This is a genomic window from Ruegeria sp. AF2, from assembly GCF_056542025.1.
The window spans coordinates 42,929-56,967 of sequence record NZ_JBQFZC010000008.1 but is presented as its reverse complement, the minus strand read 5'-3'; the positions used below and the strand labels follow the sequence as shown (position 1 = coordinate 56,967).

The 14,039-nt window shown below is 58.0% G+C and carries 13 protein-coding genes; 10 read left to right on the top strand and 3 right to left on the bottom strand.

All coding sequences use genetic code 11. The features are described from left to right. The first annotated feature begins 12 nt into the window (after positions 1 to 12). Complete coding sequence (locus ACR0NM_RS18695) at positions 13 to 1,020, top strand: porin (RefSeq protein WP_480616140.1); 1,008 nt, start codon at positions 13 to 15, stop codon at positions 1,018 to 1,020. A 101-nt stretch (positions 1,021 to 1,121) separates the two neighbouring features. Next, positions 1,122 to 1,781 carry a YggS family pyridoxal phosphate-dependent enzyme gene (locus tag ACR0NM_RS18690; RefSeq protein WP_480616138.1) on the top strand — a complete coding sequence of 220 codons (660 nt, stop codon included), beginning with the start codon at positions 1,122 to 1,124 and terminating at the stop codon, positions 1,779 to 1,781. Here ACR0NM_RS18690 and ACR0NM_RS18685 read toward each other — a convergent pair. Together ACR0NM_RS18685 and ribA are read right to left on the bottom strand one after the other, a co-directional pair. Continuing rightward, positions 1,765 to 2,265 carry a L,D-transpeptidase family protein gene (locus tag ACR0NM_RS18685; RefSeq protein WP_480616136.1) on the bottom strand — a complete coding sequence of 167 codons (501 nt, stop codon included), beginning with the start codon at positions 2,263 to 2,265 and terminating at the stop codon, positions 1,765 to 1,767. The two genes, ACR0NM_RS18690 and ACR0NM_RS18685, sit on opposite strands and share 17 nt — an antisense overlap. Further along, on the bottom strand, positions 2,262 to 3,356 hold the full coding sequence (ribA, locus tag ACR0NM_RS18680) for a GTP cyclohydrolase II (RefSeq protein ID WP_480616134.1): 1,095 nt from the start codon (positions 3,354 to 3,356) through the stop codon (positions 2,262 to 2,264). Before ribA ends, ACR0NM_RS18685 begins: the two co-directional genes overlap by 4 nt. A 161-nt stretch (positions 3,357 to 3,517) precedes the next feature. On the opposite strand from ribA, the gene ACR0NM_RS18675 reads away from it, so the two are divergent. The 5 genes from ACR0NM_RS18675 (at position 3,518) to ACR0NM_RS18655 (ending at position 7,167) form a co-directional block, all read left to right on the top strand. Then, positions 3,518 to 4,204, top strand: a complete 687-nt coding sequence (locus tag ACR0NM_RS18675; RefSeq protein WP_170398869.1) for a response regulator transcription factor — start codon at positions 3,518 to 3,520, stop codon at positions 4,202 to 4,204. Positions 4,205 to 4,522: 318 nt separating this feature from the next. Continuing rightward, positions 4,523 to 5,311 carry an exodeoxyribonuclease III gene (locus ACR0NM_RS18670; protein ID WP_170596801.1) on the top strand — a complete coding sequence of 263 codons (789 nt, stop codon included), beginning with the start codon at positions 4,523 to 4,525 and terminating at the stop codon, positions 5,309 to 5,311. Positions 5,312 to 5,398: 87 nt separating this feature from the next. Beyond that, complete coding sequence (locus tag ACR0NM_RS18665) at positions 5,399 to 6,316, top strand: tetratricopeptide repeat protein (protein ID WP_480616132.1); 918 nt, start codon at positions 5,399 to 5,401, stop codon at positions 6,314 to 6,316. Positions 6,317 to 6,343: 27 nt separating this feature from the next. After that, positions 6,344 to 6,985 carry an LON peptidase substrate-binding domain-containing protein gene (locus ACR0NM_RS18660; protein ID WP_480616130.1) on the top strand — a complete coding sequence of 214 codons (642 nt, stop codon included), beginning with the start codon at positions 6,344 to 6,346 and terminating at the stop codon, positions 6,983 to 6,985. Then, entirely contained in the window at positions 6,982 to 7,167 is a 186-nt protein-coding gene (locus ACR0NM_RS18655; protein WP_170398842.1) for a Trm112 family protein, read from the top strand. Before ACR0NM_RS18660 ends, ACR0NM_RS18655 begins: the two co-directional genes overlap by 4 nt. Here ACR0NM_RS18655 and ACR0NM_RS18650 read toward each other — a convergent pair. Then, positions 7,164 to 8,426, bottom strand: a complete 1,263-nt coding sequence (locus ACR0NM_RS18650) for an FAD-dependent monooxygenase (protein WP_480616128.1) — start codon at positions 8,424 to 8,426, stop codon at positions 7,164 to 7,166. The two genes, ACR0NM_RS18655 and ACR0NM_RS18650, sit on opposite strands and share 4 nt — an antisense overlap. 52 nt (positions 8,427 to 8,478) lie before the next feature. Here ACR0NM_RS18650 and ACR0NM_RS18645 point away from each other — a divergent pair, with 52 nt between their 5' ends. The 3 genes from ACR0NM_RS18645 to ACR0NM_RS18635 all read left to right on the top strand — a co-directional run bounded on the left by ACR0NM_RS18645 (position 8,479) and on the right by ACR0NM_RS18635 (position 14,030). Next, entirely contained in the window at positions 8,479 to 9,807 is a 1,329-nt protein-coding gene (locus tag ACR0NM_RS18645) for an amidase (protein ID WP_480616126.1), read from the top strand. Positions 9,808 to 9,915: 108 nt separating this feature from the next. Next, entirely contained in the window at positions 9,916 to 11,097 is a 1,182-nt protein-coding gene (locus tag ACR0NM_RS18640; protein ID WP_480616124.1) for an aminotransferase class I/II-fold pyridoxal phosphate-dependent enzyme, read from the top strand. Positions 11,098 to 11,111: 14 nt separating this feature from the next. Further along, positions 11,112 to 14,030: a DNA translocase FtsK gene (locus ACR0NM_RS18635; RefSeq protein ID WP_480616122.1), complete on the top strand. Its 2,919-nt coding sequence runs from the start codon at positions 11,112 to 11,114 to the stop codon at positions 14,028 to 14,030. Positions 14,031 to 14,039: the final 9 nt, after the last annotated feature.

Below are 14,039 nucleotides of genomic sequence, written 5' to 3'. Positions count from 1 at the left end.
GAGGGAAACAAGATGAAAAAAGTTCTCTTCGCAACGACCGCACTGATTGCAACCGCAAGTGTTGCAGCGGCCGAAGTAAAGTTCAGCGGTTACGGCCGCTTTGGTCTGGGATACCTGGAAGACCGTACAGGTACCGTTGACGCAGTTGGCGGTGGTGAAGCGACCGGTGTTGAAACCGATAGCACCATTCTGGTCTCGCGCTTCCGTCTGAACATCGACGGTATCGCTGAAACTGACGGTGGCGTTCGCTTTGAAGGCCGTGTTCGTCTGCAGGCAGACGAAGATGCCGGCAACGGCGAAGCAAACTCCGCTGGCCTGAACGGCGCACGCTTCTCGGTCATCTTTGGTGGTCTGCGTGTTGACGCCGGTAACGTAGCCGGTTCGTTCGACAACTTGGCAAACTACTACGGTAACGAGCCTGGCCTGGAAAGCTTCATCGGTCAGTATTCGGGCGTCGACTATGACTTCCTGGCGTACTCGTCGACCGGTGATGGTGCGAACGGTGTGTTCTTCCAGTACGCAGTTGGTGACTTCGCGTTTGGCGCATCGTATGACCAGCGTACCTTTGCTGAAGATGCAATAGCTGGTTCAGACACTGATGATGGCGACCGCTGGGACATCAGCGCCACCTACACATTCGGCAATGTAACGGCTGCTCTGGCCTACGGTCAGACCAACGGCGCATTCGATGCTGAAAAAGAAAGCCTGACCGTTCTGACCCTGGGTGCAGAATTCGGTGATTTCTCGGGTACTCTGTTCGTTGCAGACGATGACGTTGCAGACGAAGACCGCAACGGCACCGCATACGGTCTGTCGGCCGCCTACAACCTGGGCGCGGCAACCACTCTGACCTTCGCTTACGGTGACGGTTCGGCGGACGACGATCTGCAGCAGTACGGCATCGGTGCCATCTACGACCTGGGTGGCGGTGCATCGCTGCGCGGTGGTATCGGCAACCAGAAGCGTGGCGACGGCGACAGCCAGCTGCGTGCCGACTTTGGTGCTCAGTTCAACTTCTAAGTTGATCTGAACCACAAGGTTCAAGGGCAGGTCTTCGGACCTGCCCTTTTCTTTTGCCGCAACATGGTGTTTTGCTGCTGCAAACGCAGAATGAGGAACCCATGTCGCTGCAAGAAATCACCGATCGAATAGCCAAAGCTGAATCTGCGGCAGGACGCGCCGAAGGCTCGGTGCAATTAATCGCGGTTTCCAAGGTGCAACCTAACGACCGGGTCGAAGCCGTATTGAAGCAGGGCCACCGGTGTTTCGGAGAAAACCGTGTGCAGGAAGCCGCTGGCAAATGGCCTGCATTTCGCGAGAGTTTTCCGGACATCGATCTGCATCTGATCGGTCCATTGCAAACAAACAAGGCACGGCAGGCGATTGAGCTTTGCAATGCCATCCATTCAGTTGATCGACCAAAGCTCGCCAAAACATTGGCACGATTGGCGCAAGAGATGGGTAAGTGCCCGGATCTTTTTATACAGATCAACACAGGCGAAGAGGATCAGAAAGCCGGTACTCTTCCACAAGATGCTGATACGTTCATTGCTGAGTGCCGCAGCCAGGACCTGCCCGTCCGAGGTTTGATGTGCATTCCACCGGTTGAAGAAGAACCCGCGTTGCACTTCGCGTTATTGGCAAAAATCGCAGAGCGGAATGGGCTGGAGGGTTTGTCGATGGGAATGAGCAGTGATTTTGAATCGGCAATCGCCTTGGGTGCCACACACGTCCGTGTTGGGTCTGCCATTTTCGGGGCGCGGGTTAAGCCTCAGGGATGATCAGCCGTGTGCCCGGCGTGATTTTTTGGGCAATCCAACGTAGGTGGTCGCGCCTGAATGCGATGCAGCCTTCGGTTGGAAACCGTGGGCGTCGCCATTGATGCAGGAAGATGGCCGATCCCCGGCTGGGTTCTGAATTGGGATAGTTCCAATCGGTTATCAAGATCAGGTCATAAAGCGGATCTGGGCGACGCAGTTTTTCGTGACTGAAATCATGAGGCGCGCGCACCAAATGGTTATACGCATCGTCCTCAACGTCGTCTGACCATAAATCGCGTGGTCCGATCGGTCTTGCCCAATGCGCCGGCCGTGGCATTCGGTCTGCGCGATAGAGCATACCCACAATGTGATGCACACCTGTTGGTGTTGTTCCGTCACCTTCCTGCTTGGTTGGGCTCAAGCCCCCTTTGCCCATAGCGCAGGGGAACAGGTGCCCGAGAAACCGAACGCCACGCGGTGTCAAAACCAGATCGCTTGGTGTCACAGCAGGTGGCCTGACTTTGCTGCTTTGGTCGCCAGATACGCACGGTTGAAATCTGATTCACCTACTTTCAACGGAACCCGTTCAGTGACGGCGATACCTGTGCGTTCCATCATCGCGATTTTTGCAGGGTTGTTGGTCAGCAGACGGACCGAATTGAAGCCCAGCGATTTCAGGATATCCGAGCCGAGCCTGAAATCCCGTTCATCATCTTCGAATCCAAGCCGGTGGTTAGCCTCGACAGTGTCAAATCCCTGATCCTGAAGAAAATAGGCGCGCATTTTGTTGGCGAGCCCGATCCCACGCCCTTCCTGATTCAGATAAAGCAGGACACCCGCACCCTCGTCCCCCATCTGGGCCAAGGCCCCGCGCAGTTGCGGGCCACAGTCACATTTCAGGCTGCCCATGAGATCGCCTGTGAAACAGGCCGAATGCAGCCGCGCGAGGACGGGCTTGTCGCGGTCGGGGCGACCGATTTCAACCGCATAGTGTTCCTCTCCACCATCTTCGGGGCGGAATACATGCAGGCGCCCGGCCTCCGACACTTCCATTGGCAGGCGTGCGGCGACGACAGGATGCAGAGCACTGCGATCTGTCAGATGTGGCGCGGCCCGGGCATGGTCAATGCAGGTCAGACCATGATCTGCCGCAAATTCGCGCCCGTCTTGAATTGGGGTCACGACGGCGGCCGGAAGCAATTGCGCCGACTTGGCCAACGCAATAGCGATCCGGTGCAGATTTGCGCTGCCTTGCCGTTCGGTCATCAGCGGGCCCTTCATCGGGGCGTTCAGATCATCGGACGGGTCGGCCACCGCCTGCACCCAGCTCAGCCCAGCATCCGCCGGGATCATGACGCGAGCAAGATCGCCGTCATATGCACGCGCTTTAAGTGTTTCAGCGCGCCGAACCGTGATGGCGACAACGGGATCTCCGCCCAAGCCGCGCAAATCAGCCAGCCTCTGCGGGCTCAGGGTCTCGGTGGCGAATGCGAGTACTCCAAATCCCAGTTCGTCGGTCAGAACAACGGGAACACCCATACGCAGGTCAGCCCGCGCCCGTGCCAGCAATTCGGTGATGTCGGGAGTGAGACTCATGCAGTTTACCTTGAAACGATCAGACCCTGTCCTACCCCGATCACCGGAAAATGTGAAACATTTCCTCGGCGTCAGACACGAGGGCGTGAGACGATTGCAGCAAATCTTGCTGATTGCATTCTTCATACGCAAGTGATGGAAAAGGCTTAGGAGGACCGTACATGGCTCAGCTCAAGAAAATCCTGCTGGTGGATGACGACGAAGACCTGCGCGAGGCGCTCAGCGAGCAACTTGTCATGACCGAAGACTTTGACGTGTTCGAGGCGTCCGATGGCGCGTCGGCAATGGAGCGCGCGCGCGAAGCAATTTACGATCTGGTGATTCTGGATGTCGGCCTGCCGGATACCGATGGCCGTGAGCTGTGTCGCCTGATGCGCAAGCAGGGCGTCAAAAGCCCGGTGCTGATGCTGACTGGGCACGACAGCGATGCTGACACGATCCTGGGCCTTGATGCTGGCGCTAATGATTATGTCAGCAAGCCTTTTAAATTTCCGGTTCTTCTGGCCCGGATTCGGGCCCAACTGCGCCAGCATGAACAATCCGAGGATGCGGTCTTTGTTCTGGGGCCCTACACCTTCAAACCGGCCATGAAGATGCTGATGACCGAAGATGATCGCAAGATCCGCCTGACCGAGAAAGAGACTAACATTCTCAAGTTCCTCTATCGATCAACTGACGGCGTCGTTGCACGTGATGTTTTGTTGCACGAAGTCTGGGGTTACAACGCGGGCGTTACAACACACACCCTTGAAACCCATATCTATCGTCTGCGTCAGAAGATTGAACCCGACCCGTCGAATGCACGCCTTTTGGTCACAGAATCGGGCGGATATCGCCTTGTTGCTTGACTAATGGTGGATTGACTTGGATCAAAGTGATACTCTGTAGGCATCTTTAGATTACTCCCAACCCGCGCATGTCCGGGTTATGACATGCACCTCCCTGTTGGACTGCCGGGCCTGATGGCCCGGCTTTTTTCGTAGGGTGCAACTGTATCGTGCAGGGCGATATCGGCACCGGGCATCCGATTTCATTCAATGAAATCGGACCGGAAACTTTGCAAGTTTCCGTAACCGCCGGGTCAGGCAACATTGCTTTGTTTTTCGATGGCACCTCGCTTGGCGCCGCGCTAACCTGCGGCAACTTCGACAAAGGAACCCCCGGATATGCCCTTCACCCTTGCCACATGGAACATCAATTCGGTCCGCCTGCGCGAGCCTATCGTTCTGAAATTGCTGCAGGAAGAGGCACCGGATGTGCTGTGTCTACAGGAATGCAAATCGCCGGTCGACAAAATCCCGACCGAAGGGTTCGCCGAGCTGGGCTATACGCATATGATTGCGCGGGGCCAGAAGGGGTATAACGGCGTCGCCATACTGTCGCGCCTTCCGCTTGAGGAAGTAGGGGATAAGGATTTCGCGGGTCTGGGTCATGCGCGACACATTGCGGGGCGGTTGGAGAATGGCGTAACCATTCATAATTTCTATGTCCCCGCTGGGGGCGACGTGCCGGATCGCGAAGTGAACGAGAAGTTTGGCCAAAAGCTGGATTACCTCGCTGACATGCGAGATTGGTTCCGTGCGGAAAAGCCGAAAAAGTCCATTCTGGTGGGCGATCTGAATATTGCGCCCCGCGAAGATGATGTCTGGTCGCACAAGCAGTTGCTGAAGGTGGTTTCACATACGCCGATCGAGGTTGAAACGCTGGCCGAGACTCAGGATGCAGGTGGCTGGGTCGATATCACCCGGCAGGATATTCCCGAGGGCCAGCTATACAGCTGGTGGTCTTATCGGGCACGAGATTGGGATGCCGCCGACAAGGGACGCAGGCTGGATCATGTCTGGGCTACGCCCGATATCTCGAACGCGGGTCATTCCAGCCGCATTCTGCGCGACGCGCGCGGATGGGAAAAACCCAGTGATCATGCCCCGGTATTTGCCACGTTTGACGTCTGACCGAAGCAAATTCGCCGAACTCTCCCCTTGGTTTCTGCCGCATTGGACTGCATATAGGGCGCAAGTTCGAACCAGAGAGTATAAGCCATGGACCTTCTGAACGGCGCAGGCAGCCCCCAAGCCACTGATCTGATTAAAGACGGGACCGAGGCCACCTTCATGGCCGATGTGGTCGAAGCCTCACAAGAGACGCCGATCATCGTTGACTTCTGGGCGCCTTGGTGCGGCCCCTGCAAAACGCTGGGCCCGGCGTTGGAAGAGGCCGTGACCGCTGCCAAGGGTGCGGTCAAGATGGTCAAGATCAACGTGGACGAAGCGCAGATGATTGCAGGACAACTGCGCATCCAGTCGATTCCGATGGTCTATGCATTTCACAAAGGCCAACCGATCGACGGGTTTCAGGGCGCTTTGCCAGGGTCCGAGATCAAGGCCTTTATCGATCGTGTGATCGAAGCCGCGGGCGGTGAAAGCCCGGGTGGTCAACTGGATGATGCTGTGCAGGCTGCCGAAGAAATGTTGACCGAGGGGGCCGCTGTAGACGCGGCACAGACTTTTGCCGCCATACTCGGTGAAGACACCAATCACGCCGCCGCTTATGGCGGGTTGGTGCGCGCGCATATTGCATCGGGGGATCTGGATCAGGCTGAGGCGATCCTCAATGGTGCGCCTGCCGAGATTTCCACTTCACCCGAGGTTGAAGCGGCCCATGCGCAACTGGAATTGGCCAAGCAGGCTGCAGATGCTGGTCCGGTAGGTGAGTTGACTGCAACAGTTGAGGCCGAGCCAGACAACCATCAAGCCCGTTTCGATCTGGCGCAGGCCCTGCATGCCAATGGCGATGTCGAAGAGGCAGTGGCTCAACTGTTGGAATTGTTCCGCCGCGATCGCGAGTGGAATGATGGGGCAGCAAAGGCGCAGCTCTTCACAATTTTCGATGCGCTCAAGCCCAATGACCCGATTGTTCTGAACGGGCGGCGCAAGCTCAGCTCGATGATATTTGCCTAATCCCCGATCAGAACTAAACTCGGGAACATGATGCATCCTGCCGATTTGCCGGAAACGGTATCCGTTTTCCCTTTGCCCGGAGCGCTGCTGCTGCCACGGTCTCGCCTGCCGCTGCATATTTTTGAGCCGCGCTACCTACAGATGCTGGACGACGCGCTGAAAACGCAAGAACGCCTGATCGGGATGGTGCAACCGAATACCTGTCAGGGCGACGAAACCAAGCTGCACCAGATCGGCTGCGCTGGACGGGTCACCCAGTTTTCCGAGACCGAAGATGGCAGGTATCTGATTACGCTGACGGGAATCTCTCGGTTCAGGGTCAAATCAGAGTTGGACAGTTTCACCCCGTATCGCCGGGTTTCGGTGTCCTGGGACGGGTTTGACCGAGATCTCGGCAAGGCCGAGGTGGATGATGGTTTTGATCGGAACAGGTTCCTGCGGCTGTTGGAACGGTTTTTTTCGTCCCGTCTGTTGTCCACCGATTGGGACACAATGAAAGATGCAGATGATGAGCTTTTGGTCAATTCCCTGTCCATGATGCTGGAATTTGACCCCGAGGAAAAGCAGGCTTTGCTTGAGGCCCCTTGCTTACGCACCCGGCGCGAGACCTTGGTGACATTGATTGAATTCGCCATGCGCGGCGGATCGAATGAGGAAAAACTGCAATGAGCGATACCGAACACGCCTTTGACCGCCATATGCTTGAGGCGTTGATTTGTCCGCAGACCCACACGACGCTGCACTATGATGCCGAACGGCAAGAGCTGGTGTCAAAAGCCGCCGCTCTGGCCTTTCCAATCCGCAACGGTATTCCAGTGATGCTAGTGGATGAGGCCCGAGAGCTGGACTAGATCGGGTGTCCCTGCAGCAGTTTCGGCAGATCTCCGGTCAGACCTGCAGCCTCGCGCACGAAACCTCGGCGCAGCCCGGGCAGCGATCCGACGATACCCATTCCAATATCCCGACCTATGCGGAGCAGGGGATTATCGTTCGAAAACAGCTTGTTGAACACATCAGTCGCCATCGCAAGCGAGGCTGTGTCGAACCGGCGCCACTCTTGATAGCGCTCCAGCACAAGCGTTGATCCGATATCCTCGCCACGTCGTCCCGCAAGGGTCAGAACCTCGGCCAATGCACCGACATCACGCAGACCTGCGTTCAGGCCTTGCCCGGCGATGGGGTGCATGCCATGGGCGGCGTCTCCGACCAAAGCCAACCGGTCCGAGATGAAGGAATTGGCGATGGTCAGGTTCAACGGGTATGTGAACCGGTCACCCTGCAGGCGGATATCCCCCAGGAAATCGCCAAAGCGCGGGCGCAGAACTTGTAGGTAATCTGCCTCGGGCAGCGCATTGATCTGCGCGGACGTCTCAGTGCGTTCGCTCCAGACGATGGAACTGCGGTTCCCGGTCAGCGGCAGAATCGCCAACGGGCCGGGGGGCATGAAGAACTGATGGGCGATACCGTGATGCGGTAGCTCGTGTTCAATGGCGCAGACCAGAGCGGTCTGGCCATAGTCCCAGCCGGTTCGCTTGATTCCGGCGCGCAGAGCGGTCCCGCTGCGGCGGCCATCGCAACCCACCAGAAGGCTGCCGGACAAGGTGGACCCGTCATCCAGCGTCAGCGTTGCCCCGTTTGCCGAGATGTCCTGAGACACGACCGTTTTTCCGCTGATTTCGGTAACCCCGTCTTGTTCGGTCATGGCCTCCAGAAAAGCCCGCCGCAGGTGGCGATCTTCGACCATATAGCCCATCGGGCCTTCTTCGATCTCGGTATGATCAAAATGCATGAAGAACGGGGAAGGTCCGGCACCGGCATGACCATCCGTTACCTTGATCTCCAGCATCGGCTGGGCGTGCTTTTCCACCTTTTTCCAAACGCCTATCGCGTCGAGCAGACGTTGCGACGCCAATGCAAGCGCGTAGGCGCGCCCGTCGAAGGCCGCATTCTTGCGCACTTTCTCTGCCAGAGCGTCAACAACCGTGACTGAATGCCCGGTCTGGGCCAGCGCCAGCGCAAGGGCAGGGCCATTCAGGCCACCACCAACGATCAGGATATCGGATCTGTGTTCCATGTGCTGCAATATGCGCGCCCTTTCGGGATTGTCCATGTGCGGTCCTGTCGCTACCGTCCGATCACGGAATTACTCGGGAGGGGACCGGATGCAAGACTGGCTGACCATGACGGCATGTGATTTGGGCCGTGGCATCGGAATGGGGCAGATCGATCCGGTTGAACTGACAGAAACTTATCTCAGCGCGATTGACGCCCATCCACATCGCGATCGGATCTATGCCCGGGTGACCCACGATCGCGCCCGCGCCGAGGCCCTTGCGGCGCAAGAGCGGGCAAAGCTTGGCCTACGTCGGTCTTTGTTGGATGGCGTCCCGATCAGCTGGAAAGACCTGTTTGACACGGCAGGCGTAGGGACCGAGGCCGGTTCGGCCCTGTTGGAAGGCCGCGTGCCCGAATCCGATGCGCAGGTGGTGCGGAACGCGACCGCGATGGGTACGGTCTGTCTGGGTAAAACGCATATGAGCGAATTGGCGTTCTCGGGTTTGGGTCTAAACCCTGTGACGGCTACGCCTCCATGCGTGAATGACGAAGACGCAGTGCCGGGCGGCTCATCTTCAGGTGCAGGAGCTTCGGTGGCTTGGGGGCTTGCTGCAGGCGGCGTTGGCTCGGACACGGGTGGATCGGTGCGGATTCCCTCGGCCTGGAACGATCTGGTGGGGCTGAAAACCACGGCGGGGCGCGTTAGCCTTGAGGGCGTCGTGCCGCTGTGTCTGAAATTCGATACCGTTGGGCCGCTGGCGCGATCAGTTGAGGACGCCGCACATATGCTTGCCGCGCTTGAGGGCACCGCCCCGGCTGATCTGCGCGGGGCGTCATTGATCGGTCGCCGCTTTGCTGATTTGCAGAACGTGGCCAAGGACGATCTGCGCGAAGCACCCGCTAAGGCCTATGATGAGGCGCTGGCGCGCCTGAAAGAGGCCGGGGCCGAGATCGTTCCGCTTGACGTGCCTGAGCTGAACGAAGCGATGAGCCTGTCGGGTGTGCTCTATACAACCGAAGCCTACGGCTTGTGGCGAGATGTGATAGAAGCGAACCCCGAGGCGATGTATCCCGAAATCCTTGAACGGTTCCGAATGGGCAAGGCCTATTCCGGCCCCGATTACGTGGCCGCTTGGTCGAAACTAACCGCTTGTCGACAGGCTTGGGATGCGGCCACTGCGGGCTTTGACGCCGTGCTTGCGCCGACGGCCCCGATCCTACCGCCCAATCTCGACCGGTTGATGAATGATCATGACTACTATGTTACCGAAAATCTCTTGGCTCTCCGCAACACCCGGATCGGCAATCTGATGGGGCTTGCGGCACTGACTTTGCCCACGGGAACACCCGGTTGCGGGCTGATGATGTTGGGCTATCCGGGGTCGGAAGAGGCCTTGTTACGGCTCGGGTCAGCAGCCGAAAGCGCTTTGACCTGAATGCCACAATCCCCTGATTCGGCACCTCTTTGTCTGGACGAAGCCCGGGTCGATCTGTAATCTGCCATAAAACGGGGCGCAAAATGACCCCGAAATTGAGGCAGTATCATGAATTTCCCCGAGCGGTTTTCGAACCTACCGGAATACGCATTTCCGCGTCTACGCGCCCTGTTGGATCATCATCAGCCGGGTGGTGAAGTCGTTCACATGACCATTGGCGAGCCCAAGCATGATTTCCCATCTTGGGTGACCGACGTGATCATGGAAAACGCCGCCGGGTTTCAGGGCTATCCCCCGAACGAAGGCTCACCTGAATTGCGCGCAGCGATCACGGGTTGGATCAACCGCCGCTATGGTGTGCCGATGGATGCAGATGCCAATGTGATGGCACTGAACGGTACGCGCGAGGGTCTTTATAACGCTGCAATGGCGCTCTGCCCCGAGCAGAAAAATGGGCAGCAACCGATCATTCTGTGCCCGAACCCCTTCTATCAGGTCTACATGGTTGCCTCGATTTCGGTCGGTGCGCAGCCATATTTCGTGCCGGCAACCGCTGCCACTGGCCATTTGCCAGACTATGCAGGCCTGCCCGAAGAGGTTCTGAACCGTACTGCTGTAGCCTATATCTGCTCGCCCGCGAACCCTCAGGGGGCGGTCGCCTCGCGCGATTACTGGGCCGAGCTGATTCAATTGGCTGAAAAGTACGATTTCCGTATCTTTGCCGATGAATGCTATTCCGAAATCTACCGCGACGCCGCGCCGGTTGGCGCGCTGACCGTTGCGCAGGAACTGGGTGCTGACCCCGAACGTGTCACGCTGTTCAACTCTCTGTCCAAGCGGTCGAACTTGGCCGGGCTGCGGTCGGGGCTGATCGCAGGTGGACCTGAAACAATCAGCCGTGTCAAACTGTTGCGCAGCTATGCGGGTGCCCCTTTGCCCGCCCCGCTGCAGGCCGCCGCCGCCAAGGTTTGGGCCGATGAAGCGCATGTGCAGGAAAACCGCGCGCTGTATCAGGAGAAATACGCCGTCGCGGATGAGGTTTTCGCAGGCGTACAGGGCTACATGCCGCCCGAGGCCGGGTTCTTCCTGTGGCTACCCGTCGAAAACGGCGAAGAAACCGCATTGAAGCTTTGGCAGGAAACCGGCGTACGGGTTCTGCCGGGCGCATATCTTTCTCAAGGTGATCCGGGGCAAAACCCGGGCGAGCAATTTATCCGGGTCGCGATGGTGGCCCCAAAAACAGAGATGAAGCGCGGGCTGATTACACTCCGCGACTGCATCTATTCGTGAGGTACGAGGGCAAAATGGCATCATATAACGCGCGAAACCGTGACCCGCTGCTGGACAGCAACACGCAAGCCGCCATTGAACGGCGTAGCAAAGAACTGATCGGGATCGCTTTGATCCTGTTGGGGTTGGCCGCTGCAGCGATGATCTGGTCCTATACGCCCGATGATCCAAACTGGATGGTTTCGACCGATGCGCCCGTGCAAAACTGGATGGGGCGCGTCGGGGCCTCGATTGCCGCGCCGTTATTTATGATCGTGGGTTGGGGCAGCTTGGGTGTCGCCTTGGTGCTGATCACTTGGGGCGTTCGATTTGCAGGTCATTTAGGTGAAGACCGTGCCATTGCCCGCCTGATTTTTGCGCCGATCTGGATCGCCGTTCTGGCTGTCTATGCAGCGACTCTGGTACCGGGTGCCGAATGGCGGGCGACGCACAGCTATGGCTTGGGCGGTCTATTCGGCGATACAGTGATGGGCGCGATTTTGACGTTGTTGCCGATCTCATCGCATTTCCTGGTCAAGCTGATGTCGCTGGCGATGGCGGTCGGTATGCTGGCTCTGGGTGTATTTGTGTTGGGTTTCGGCAAAGCGGACGTTCGCAATGGCTTCCGGGCGTTTCTGTTGGGACTGGTCATGGCCTATGATCTGTTGATGAACGCGCTGGGACGCGGGGCATCGGCGACAGCGCGGGCAGCACGGGACCGGAAGGCCCAATGGGCCGAGCGCAAGGCCGAACGTGCAGTTCCGGTTCAGGCGGATTTTGACGACGACCTGGCCTACGCTGATCCGGTCTTTGAAGACCCTGAGATTGAAGCGCAGGAACCTGTCGCCAAGACAGGCCTTCTGGCTCGGATGCCTTCCCTGATCCGTCGTCCTGACCCAATGCCCGAGCCTGAGTTGGTCGAAAACGTTGCGGTCGAAGGGTATTACGACATGCCGGGTGAGGATCGCATCCGGTCCAAGATTTCCGCCGCTGTGCGCAATCGTAAAGTGGCCGCTGGTGTGCTAACGCCCGAACCCGATCCCAACTTGCCATTGACCAAAGGGCGGGGCAGGGGACCGGACCCGTTGATTTTGAACTCTGGCGCGGCAGACGAGTTGCCGCCCGAACCCCCGATGACCTCTGCAGGTTTGCCACCCGAACCACCGCTGACAGCAGGATCTGATGTTGAGACGCTGGCGGCTGACTCCGAGGCTGATAATTGGATGCAGCAGGACTATGTTTCCGAACCGGACTATGATGATGGGGCAGTGTTTGATGATGCCCCCGAACCCGCGCTCCAACCGAGACAGGCTGTCAAGATTCCTGTCGCTGAGCCGCGTAAACCTGTAGTAGCTCAACCGGTCCGACGCACTCCTCCACCTTCGCGCAGGGCGCAAGCCGAAGCACAGCCGACACTTTCTTTCGAGGAACGGCATTCCGACTTCGAACTGCCACCGCTGGGCCTTCTGTCCAACCCTGCAAGCATCCAACGCCATCACCTAAGCGATGAAGCGCTCGAGGAAAATGCGCGGATGCTGGAAAACGTGCTGGATGACTACGGCGTCAAGGGTGAGATCGTCAGCGTCCGCCCCGGTCCGGTTGTGACCATGTACGAATTGGAGCCTGCACCGGGTTTAAAAGCCAGCCGTGTGATCGGTTTGGCCGACGATATCGCGCGCTCAATGTCGGCTTTGTCCGCGCGGGTTTCAACTCTACCGGGGCGCTCGGTTATTGGCATTGAACTGCCCAATGAAAACCGTGAGATGGTGGTGCTGCGCGAAATCCTCGCCAGTCGCGATTTCGGCGATGGTAATCATGCGCTGCCCTTGGCGTTGGGCAAGGATATCGGCGGTGAGTCCGTGGTGGCGAACTTGGCAAAAATGCCTCACCTCTTGATCGCTGGTACGACTGGTTCCGGTAAGTCGGTGGCAATCAATACGATGATCCTGTCGCTGCTTTATAAGCTAACGCCGGATGAGTGCCGCCTGATCATGATCGACCCCAAGATGTTGGAACTGTCGGTCTATGACGGTATCCCGCACCTGCTCTCGCCCGTTGTGACCGACCCGAAAAAGGCGGTTGTGGCCCTGAAATGGGTCGTGGGCGAGATGGAGGATCGCTATCGCAAAATGTCCAAAATGGGCGTGCGCAATATCGCGGGCTACAACGGCCGCGTGAAGGATGCGCTGTCCAAGGGCGAGATGTTCAGCCGCACGGTCCAGACCGGCTTTGACGATGAAACCGGCGAGCCAATGTTCGAGACCGAAGAATTCGCGCCCGAAGCAATGCCTTATATCGTTGTGATCGTCGACGAAATGGCCGACCTGATGATGGTCGCGGGCAAGGAGATCGAGGCCTGCATCCAGCGTCTGGCGCAGATGGCGCGGGCTTCGGGCATTCACCTGATCATGGCCACTCAGCGCCCCTCTGTTGATGTGATCACCGGGACGATCAAGGCGAACTTCCCGACCCGGATTTCGTTCCAGGTGACTTCGAAAGTCGACAGTCGCACCATTTTGGGCGAGATGGGTGCCGAACAACTTCTGGGGCAGGGCGACATGCTGTATATGGCGGGCGGGGCGAAGATCACCCGTTGTCACGGTCCGTTTGTCTCGGATGAAGAGGTCGAAGAAATCGTCAACCACTTGAAACAGTTCGGTCCGCCGACCTACATGAGCGGCGTGGTCGATGGCCCGGCTGAGGAAAAGGCTGACAATATCGACGCTGTTCTGGGCCTGAACACGGGTGGCAACACGAACGGAGAAGACGCCCTTTACGACCAGGCAGTGGCGATTGTGATCAAAGATCGCAAATGCTCGACGTCCTACATTCAGCGAAAACTTGCCATTGGCTACAACAAAGCTGCGCGGCTTGTTGAGCAGATGGAGGACGAAGGCGTTGTTTCCGGGGCAAATCACGTTGGAAAACGCGAAATCCTCGTCCCCGAGCAGTAAGATATTTAA

Excerpts from the sequence above, each read along its gene's own strand:
- ACR0NM_RS18655 (WP_170398842.1), top strand. The coding sequence starts at position 6,982 with ATGAGCGATACCGAACACGCCTTTGACCGCCATATGCTTGAGGCGTTG.
- ACR0NM_RS18695 (WP_480616140.1), top strand. The coding sequence starts at position 13 with ATGAAAAAAGTTCTCTTCGCAACGACCGCACTGATTGCAACCGCAAGT.
- ACR0NM_RS18635 (WP_480616122.1), top strand. The coding sequence starts at position 11,112 with ATGGCATCATATAACGCGCGAAACCGTGACCCGCTGCTGGACAGCAAC.
- ribA (WP_480616134.1), bottom strand. The coding sequence starts at position 3,356 with ATGAGTCTCACTCCCGACATCACCGAATTGCTGGCACGGGCGCGGGCT.
- ACR0NM_RS18690 (WP_480616138.1), top strand. The coding sequence starts at position 1,122 with ATGTCGCTGCAAGAAATCACCGATCGAATAGCCAAAGCTGAATCTGCG.
- ACR0NM_RS18670 (WP_170596801.1), top strand. The coding sequence starts at position 4,523 with ATGCCCTTCACCCTTGCCACATGGAACATCAATTCGGTCCGCCTGCGC.
- ACR0NM_RS18645 (WP_480616126.1), top strand. The coding sequence starts at position 8,479 with ATGCAAGACTGGCTGACCATGACGGCATGTGATTTGGGCCGTGGCATC.
- ACR0NM_RS18675 (WP_170398869.1), top strand. The coding sequence starts at position 3,518 with ATGGCTCAGCTCAAGAAAATCCTGCTGGTGGATGACGACGAAGACCTG.
- ACR0NM_RS18660 (WP_480616130.1), top strand. The coding sequence starts at position 6,344 with ATGATGCATCCTGCCGATTTGCCGGAAACGGTATCCGTTTTCCCTTTG.
- ACR0NM_RS18640 (WP_480616124.1), top strand. The coding sequence starts at position 9,916 with ATGAATTTCCCCGAGCGGTTTTCGAACCTACCGGAATACGCATTTCCG.
- ACR0NM_RS18665 (WP_480616132.1), top strand. The coding sequence starts at position 5,399 with ATGGACCTTCTGAACGGCGCAGGCAGCCCCCAAGCCACTGATCTGATT.
- ACR0NM_RS18650 (WP_480616128.1), bottom strand. The coding sequence starts at position 8,426 with ATGGACAATCCCGAAAGGGCGCGCATATTGCAGCACATGGAACACAGA.